This is a genomic window from Serratia sp. (in: enterobacteria), from assembly GCF_046715635.1.
Classification (GTDB): Bacteria; Pseudomonadota; Gammaproteobacteria; order Enterobacterales; family Enterobacteriaceae; genus Chania.
In genome coordinates this window covers 1-6,984 of sequence record NZ_JBKJYW010000306.1, presented here as the reverse complement: position 1 = coordinate 6,984, position 6,984 = coordinate 1, and the positions used below count along the sequence as shown (strand labels likewise).

The following is a 6,984-nucleotide window of genomic DNA, read 5'->3' as shown; positions in this document are numbered from 1 at the left end:
TTTTGGCCAAAGGCACCTGGGCCATTGATGACAACCAGTCCCTGAGCGGTAATCTGCGCTATTACAACAACCGGGCACAAGAACCTAAGAACCCGCAAACGCCTGATGTTTCGAGCAGCAATGTGTTAACTGACCGTTCTACGATTCAGCGCGACGCACAACTCGGTTATAAGCTCAAACCTACAGGCCAAGATTGGCTGGATGCCGATGCCAAGATTTATTACTCCGAAGTAGAGATCAATGCACACGCCGACGGCAGTACGGACGAAGCGCGTAAACAAACCACCAAGGGTGGCAAGCTGGAAAACCGTACCCGCCTGTTCGCCGACAGTTTCGCTTCGCACCTGTTCACCTATGGTAGCGAAGCCTACCGGCAGGAACAGACGCCGGGGGGCGCCACAGAGAGTTTCCCGCAGGCCAAGATCAACTTCGCTTCCGGCTGGCTGCAAGATGAGATCACGCTGCGCGACCTGCCTGTCTCTTTCCTGGCCGGGACGCGTTATGACAACTACAAAGGCTCTAGCGACGGTTATGACGACGTCAACGCCAACAAATGGTCATCCCGTGGTGCGATGAGCGTTACCCCTACCGATTGGTTGATGATGTTCGCCTCCTATGCACAGGCGTTCCGCGCACCGACCATGGGCGAGATGTACAACGACTCCAAGCACTTCTCGATCCCAATGGGCCCGACCACGATCACCAACTATTGGGTGCCTAACCCGAATCTGAAGCCGGAGACCAACGCCACGCAGGAATACGGCTTCGGCTTGCGCTTTGACGATCTGTTAATGGCCGACGACAGCCTGCAATTCAAGGCCAGCTACTTCGATACCAAAGCCAGAGATTATATTACTACCGGTGTCACCATGGAGTTAGGCCGTGGCCCACGCGGTATGTACTGCATCAGTTGTACCACCTTCTCAACCAATATCGATCGCGCCAAGATTTGGGGATGGGATGCCTCACTGAACTATAAAACCCAGTGGTTCGGTGTGGATCTGGCCTATAACCGCACGCGGGGTAAAGATGAAGCGACGGGTGACTGGCTCACCAGTATCAACCCGGATACGGTCACCAGCGTGTTGGATATTCCTATTGCCGAGACCGGTTTATCCACCGGTTGGGTTGGAACCTTTGCCCAAAGCGCGCACCACGTGGCTACCGGCTACACCAAACAAGCCGGCTATGGCGTGAACGATTTCTACCTAAGCTATCAAGGCCGCGAAAACCTGCAGGGCGTCACTACTACCGTGGTCCTGGGGAACGCCTTCGATAAAGAATATTACTCACCACAGGGTATTCCGCAGGATGGTCGTAACGCCAAACTGCTGGTCAGCTATCAGTGGTAACCCTTTGAACCACAGCGGGCAGACCGTTTTGCCCGCTCCTCACCCACCAATACAGGAAACAAATTAATGAGCGAGACCCTATACCAACGTTATGAGCAGGCGAAAATTGATCACCCAGGTAAATATGCCCGCGATCTGGCCGAGCTGTTGGGTATCAGCGAAGGCGAACTGACCCACGCCCGCGTCGGCCACGATGCTCGCCGCCTGCAAGCCGATGCCCGTACGCTGCTGACCGAACTGGAACAGGTTGGCGTCACCAAGTCCATTACTCGTAACAGCTATGCGGTACACGAGCAGGTTGGGCGTTATCAGAATCAGCACCTCAATGGCCATGCAGGGCTGATCCTCAACCCACGCGAGCTGGATCTGCGCCTGTTCCTCAACCAATGGGCCAGCGTTTTTGCCCTGAGTGAAACTAACAAGCGCGGCGTGCGCCACAGCATTCAGTTCTTTGATCATCAGGGCGACGCCCTGCACAAGGTCTACACCACCGACGAAACCGATCTCGCCGCCTGGTTCGCCCTGGTCGAGCGCCATCAGAGTGCGGAAAACCCGGTATTGGAGCTGCAACCCGCCGAGATTAAAGAGAGCAGCAGCGCATCAGATGCCGCCAAAATCGATGCTGACTGGCGAGCTATGACCGATGTCCACCAGTTCTTCCAACTGCTGAGCCGCAATAACCTGACCCGCCAACAGGCCTTCCGCGCCGTAGGTAACGATCTGGCCTACCGCGTGGACAACAGCGCGCTGACGGAGATCCTGGAAGCCGCCAAGTCTGCGCAGAACGAAATCATGATCTTCGTCGGCAACCGTGGCTGCGTGCAGATCTTTACCGGTCAGATCGAACGCCTGATGCCGCAAGACGGTTGGGTCAACATCTTTAACCGCCACTTTACCCTGCACCTGATTGAAGGGGCGATCGCCGAAAGCTGGATCACCCGTAAACCAACCAAAGATGGCATGGTCACCAGCCTGGAGCTGTTTGCTGCCGATGGCACCCAGATTGCCCAACTTTACGGGCAGCGTACCGAAGGCCAACCGGAGCAGAACCAGTGGCGTGAACAGGTTGCTGCTCTTGAACCGAAGGAAGTCGCCGCATGATAACTTCATTGCCCCGTTGCCTCGCGCTGTGCATCGCGCTGGCGTTTCCATTAGCCGCCGTGGCGGCCGAGAGGATTGTCTCGATAGGCGGTGACGTGACCGAAATTGTCTTCGCGCTGGGCGCGGGCGATGAAGTTGTGGCACGAGACAGTACCAGTCTGCACCCTGCTGTGGTGCAGAAATTGCCCGACGTGGGCTATATGCGCCAGCTGAATGCCGAGGGTATCCTGGCGCTGAAACCCACCCTGATCCTGACCACCGAGTTGGCCGAGCCAGCATTAGTGCTCAAGCAGTTGGCAGACAGTGGCGTGAAGGTGGTACGTATCCCTGGGGATACCACCGTACAGGCCGTGCCAGAAAAGATCGGCGTGATAGCCGAGGCCGTCAACCGCAGTAGCCAAGGCAAGCAGTTGGCCGAACGCTATCAGCAACAGTTGGCGGCGGTAGCCAATACGCCGCTGCCGGTGAAAGTGCTGTTCGTGATGAGTCACGGCGGCATCACCCCCATGGCCGCAGGCCAGCAAACCGCGGCAGATGCCATCATCAGAGCCGCTGGGTTGAAAAATGCCATGCAGGGTTTCAGCCGTTACCGTCCACTCTCGCAAGAGGGCGTGATTGCCAGCGCACCAGACTTGCTGCTGGTGACTACCGATGGCGTTCGCTCTATCGGTGGCCAGGAAAACCTGTGGCAGTTGCCCGGCATCGCTCTGACACCGGCAGGGAAAAACCGCCGCGTGCTGATCGTGGATGATATGGCGCTGCTCGGTTTTGGTCTGGAAACGCCGCAGGCGCTCAGTCTGTTGCGTAAAGCGGCGGAGCAAAAGTAATGCGTTGCCGAACTTCACCCCGTCTGGCGATCGGCAGCCTGCTGATCCTGCTGACGATCCTGGCGCTTGGGGCCGCCAACCTGGGGGCGTTGACACTGTCATTTCGCACCCTGTGGCAAGCTCCTTTCAGCGATGCTTCCTGGCATATCTGGCTGAATATTCGCCTGCCCCGTGTGCTGTTGGCCGTGGTGATCGGTTGCGCGTTGGCCGTTTCCGGGGCAGTGATGCAGGGATTGTTCCGTAACCCCTTGGCCGATCCCAGCCTGTTGGGGATCAGCAGCGGCGGCGCACTGTTCGTCGCCCTGGTGATCGTCATGCCGCTGGCCCTGCCCCCGCTCATCGCTCTGTACAGCCATATGTTGGCGGCGTTTCTTGGCAGCCTGCTGGTTTCAATACTGATCTACGGCATCAGCCGCAGCGGGCACGGCAGCCTGTCGCGGCTGTTGCTGGCCGGTATCGCCATCAATGCGCTGTGCATGGCGGCGATTGGCGTGCTGTCTTACCTCAGTAGCGACCAGCAATTGCGGCAGTTTTCTCTGTGGATGATGGGCAGCCTCAGCCAGTCACAGTGGCCTACCCTGGTGGTGTCCGCCTCGCTGATCCTGCCGACGGCATTGTTGACGCTGTTACAGGCCCGTCGTTTGAATCTGCTACAGCTGGGCGATGAAGAGGCTCATTACCTTGGGGTTAATGTGCAACGTGCCAAGCTGCAGTTGTTATTACTGAGCGCCCTGCTAATTGGGGCCGCCGTAGCCATGAGCGGCGTGATCGGCTTTATTGGTCTGGTGGTACCCCACCTGGTGCGCATGCGGCTTGGGGGCGATCACCGCTGGTTGTTGCCAGCCTCTGCCCTCGGTGGTGCCTGCCTGCTGCTGGTGAGCGATACGCTGGCACGCACGCTGGTCGCACCGGCGGAGATGCCGGTAGGCCTGATGACCAGCCTGATCGGTGGTCCCTATTTTCTATGGCTGGTGATGCGCCAGCGGGAGCGCGCGGGTGGATGATCCCTCAATGCTGATAGCACGGCAATTGCGTTACAACCTGGGGGATCGCCGGTTGATCACCGATGTTTCCCTGAGCATCGCCAGCGGTGAGATGGTGGCGATTATCGGCCCCAACGGCGCAGGAAAGTCTACCCTGCTTCGCTTACTTACCGGTTATCTGGCCGCAGACTGTGGCGAGTGCCGCCTGCAAGGTAAACCACTTGAGCAATGGCAACCCCAGCAGTTGGCCAAAGTGCGGGCGGTAATGCGTCAACACAGCGAACTGGCCTTTCCGTTTACCGTTGAAGAAGTGGTCGCTATGGGGCGTTCTCCCCATAGCGGGCGTGATGCCAAACGGGCGATCCAACAGGTGATGGAACAGACCGATTGCGCCAGCCTAGCCCCACGCGATTATCGCCAGCTATCCGGCGGGGAACAGCAGCGGGTGCAACTGGCCAGAGTATTGGTGCAGCTGTGGCAGCCGCAACCCGCACCATCCTGGTTATTCCTTGATGAACCTACCTCGGCGCTCGATCTGTATCATCAGCAGCATACCTTACGGCTGCTGCGTTCCCTGACGCGCCAGCAGCCATTGGCGGTCTGTTGCGTATTACACGATCTTAATCTGGCCGCGCTGTATGCCGATCGTATTCTGTTGTTGCATCAGGGTCGCCTGGTCGCTTCTGGCACCCCGCAGCAGGTATTGCAAGCAGATATCCTGACGCGTTGGTATCAGGCAGACCTCGGTGTCGCCGCCCACCCGGAAACCGCACTGCCGCAGGTGTTTTTACGTCAGTAACGGAAAGCCATGGAAGGCTTGCTGCCGTTAGCTCGAACAGGAAATTTCCAGATGCTTGCCCCAATCGGGTGGCAAAGCCGCCAGATCGTCATACTGAGCATCATCAGCAAAAGGTTGCAGCAACGCCTGGTGCAAACGTGCCAGCTTGCTGACATCATCCTGCTCTGCCGCTTCAATGGCCTGCTGTGCCAGATAATTACGTAAAATCAGTTTAGGATTTGCCAGCTTCATCGCTTGCTGGCGCTGGGCATCGCTCACCTGTTCAAGCTGTAAGCGCTGGCGATACTTTTGATACCAGCCGTCAAACGCGTCGCGATCGATAAATTCGTCGCGCATTGGCGTTTGCGCCTGCTGCTGCTCAACGTCGCTCAAAAGTCGGAAGGTGCGAGTGTAGTCACGCCCCTCTTGCGCCATCAGGCTCAATAGGCCGGTCAGCAGATCGTTATCCTGTGTTGACGGGGTGAAGAAGCCCAGTTTGGCACGCATTTGCTCGCCATAAGCCTGCATCAGCGCCGGTTCATAGGCGGCCAACGCCTGTTGTAACTGCTCGGCACTCAGCAAACCGGACAGCGTTTGTGCCAACCGATGCAGGTTCCATAGCCCCACGGCAGGCTGGTTATCGAACGCGTAGCGGCCCTGATGGTCGGAGTGATTGCAGATATAATCGGGCCGGTAGTCGTCAAGGAAGCCATAAGGCCCATAATCCATCGTCAGGCCGAGGATCGACATATTGTCGGTATTCATCACGCCGTGGGCAAACCCCACGCACTGCCAGTGGGCAATCATACGTGCGGTGCGTACCACCACGTCGGTAAACCACAGCAGATAACGATCCTGTTCCTCACCCCATTGCGGCCAATGGCGTGCAATGACGAAGTCTGCCAGTTGCCTGACCTGCTCCGACTGCTTACGGTAATAGAAATGTTCGAAATGGCCAAAACGGACATGGCTTTCCGCCACCCGCAGCAGCATTGCCCCACGCTCCGGCTGTTCACGAAACACCGGATGTTCACTGGTGACAATTGTCAGGGCCCGCGTTGTCGGGATCCCCAAATGGTATAGCGCCTCGGAGGCCAGGAATTCACGGATCACCGAGCGTAGCACCGCCCGCCCATCGCCCATGCGGGAATACGGCGTTAACCCGGCGCCTTTCAGATGCCAGTCCATACTGCGACCGTCCGCGAGCCGCTGTTCGCCCAGCAGGATCCCCCGGCCATCTCCCAACTGCCCCGCCCAGGAGCCAAACTGATGGCCACTGTAAACCTGCGCCAAAGGCTGCATGCCGGGCAACAGGGTTTCACCTGCCCAAATTGGCGTTTTCTCTGGGGTAAACCAGCTCGCGTCCAGCCCCAGTTCCTCGGCCAGCGGCTGGCTGTAATACAGCAAGCGGGCCGCCTTAAGCGGTGTCGGTTGCAGTGCAGTATAAAAACCAGGCAGCTGTTGGTAATAAGCGTTTTCAAATTGCGGCATAGGCCCTCCGTAACGCTTAGTGTAGAGCCTGGAGATGCGGATTAACACGGAGGATTTACAAGGGATTCGCCCCCGACCGATAACCGCCAGGGGCGTGATAGACCCAAAAGCTGCGGTGAACCCTGTTTTAGCGTCGGCGGCGTGCGTCTTTTAATGACCTACTACGCGCATGGCTAAAGTGCTTTATCAAGGATAAAGCCACAATAATGATCAGTACTGGGATCACGGTAAAAATCGTCCAGTCCACTATTCACCCCGGTGTGTAATCAAGTATCAGCTATTATTATCGAACTCTTCAGCAATCCTGCGTAGAGAACGCAGATTTTCCACACTGATGGCAGGCCATAAAAACCCCTGTAGCCCTAAAACACCGGTGTTGGTCAGCTTATTGAAATACTCATGTTTCTCAATGCCGCAAACAATAACCCCCTTACAAAGTTGATTGATATTCT

General features: G+C 57.2%; 6 protein-coding genes. 5 read left to right on the top strand and 1 reads right to left on the bottom strand.

Annotated features, from left to right (window positions below; genetic code table 11):
* The 5 genes from ACLQ7H_RS15920 to ACLQ7H_RS15900 all read left to right on the top strand — a co-directional run.
* Positions 1-1,352, top strand: a 1,352-nt coding sequence (locus ACLQ7H_RS15920; RefSeq protein ID WP_411753516.1) for a TonB-dependent receptor domain-containing protein, incomplete at its 5' end; no start/stop codon positions are given.
* Between the two features lie 66 nt (positions 1,353-1,418).
* On the top strand, positions 1,419-2,453 hold the full coding sequence (locus ACLQ7H_RS15915) for a hemin-degrading factor (RefSeq protein WP_411753515.1): 1,035 nt from the start codon (positions 1,419-1,421) through the stop codon (positions 2,451-2,453).
* Entirely contained in the window at positions 2,450-3,280 is an 831-nt protein-coding gene (locus tag ACLQ7H_RS15910) for a hemin ABC transporter substrate-binding protein (protein ID WP_411753514.1), read from the top strand. Before ACLQ7H_RS15915 ends, ACLQ7H_RS15910 begins: the two co-directional genes overlap by 4 nt.
* Positions 3,280-4,284, top strand: coding sequence for a FecCD family ABC transporter permease (locus ACLQ7H_RS15905; protein ID WP_411753513.1), 1,005 nt, complete (start codon positions 3,280-3,282; stop codon positions 4,282-4,284). Before ACLQ7H_RS15910 ends, ACLQ7H_RS15905 begins: the two co-directional genes overlap by 1 nt.
* A 7-nt stretch (positions 4,285-4,291) precedes the next feature.
* Entirely contained in the window at positions 4,292-5,062 is a 771-nt protein-coding gene (locus ACLQ7H_RS15900; protein ID WP_411753517.1) for a heme ABC transporter ATP-binding protein, read from the top strand.
* A 27-nt stretch (positions 5,063-5,089) separates the two neighbouring features.
* Here the strand turns inward: ACLQ7H_RS15900 and ACLQ7H_RS15895 are convergent, their stop codons facing one another.
* Entirely contained in the window at positions 5,090-6,532 is a 1,443-nt protein-coding gene (locus ACLQ7H_RS15895) for a protein adenylyltransferase SelO (RefSeq protein WP_411753512.1), read from the bottom strand.
* Between the last annotated feature and the right edge of the window lie 452 nt (positions 6,533-6,984).

Coding starts and splice junctions, on each gene's coding strand:
- ACLQ7H_RS15915 (WP_411753515.1), top strand. CDS start 1,419: ATGAGCGAGACCCTATACCAACGTTATGAGCAGGCGAAAATTGATCAC.
- ACLQ7H_RS15910 (WP_411753514.1), top strand. CDS start 2,450: ATGATAACTTCATTGCCCCGTTGCCTCGCGCTGTGCATCGCGCTGGCG.
- ACLQ7H_RS15905 (WP_411753513.1), top strand. CDS start 3,280: ATGCGTTGCCGAACTTCACCCCGTCTGGCGATCGGCAGCCTGCTGATC.
- ACLQ7H_RS15900 (WP_411753517.1), top strand. CDS start 4,292: ATGCTGATAGCACGGCAATTGCGTTACAACCTGGGGGATCGCCGGTTG.
- ACLQ7H_RS15895 (WP_411753512.1), bottom strand. CDS start 6,532: ATGCCGCAATTTGAAAACGCTTATTACCAACAGCTGCCTGGTTTTTAT.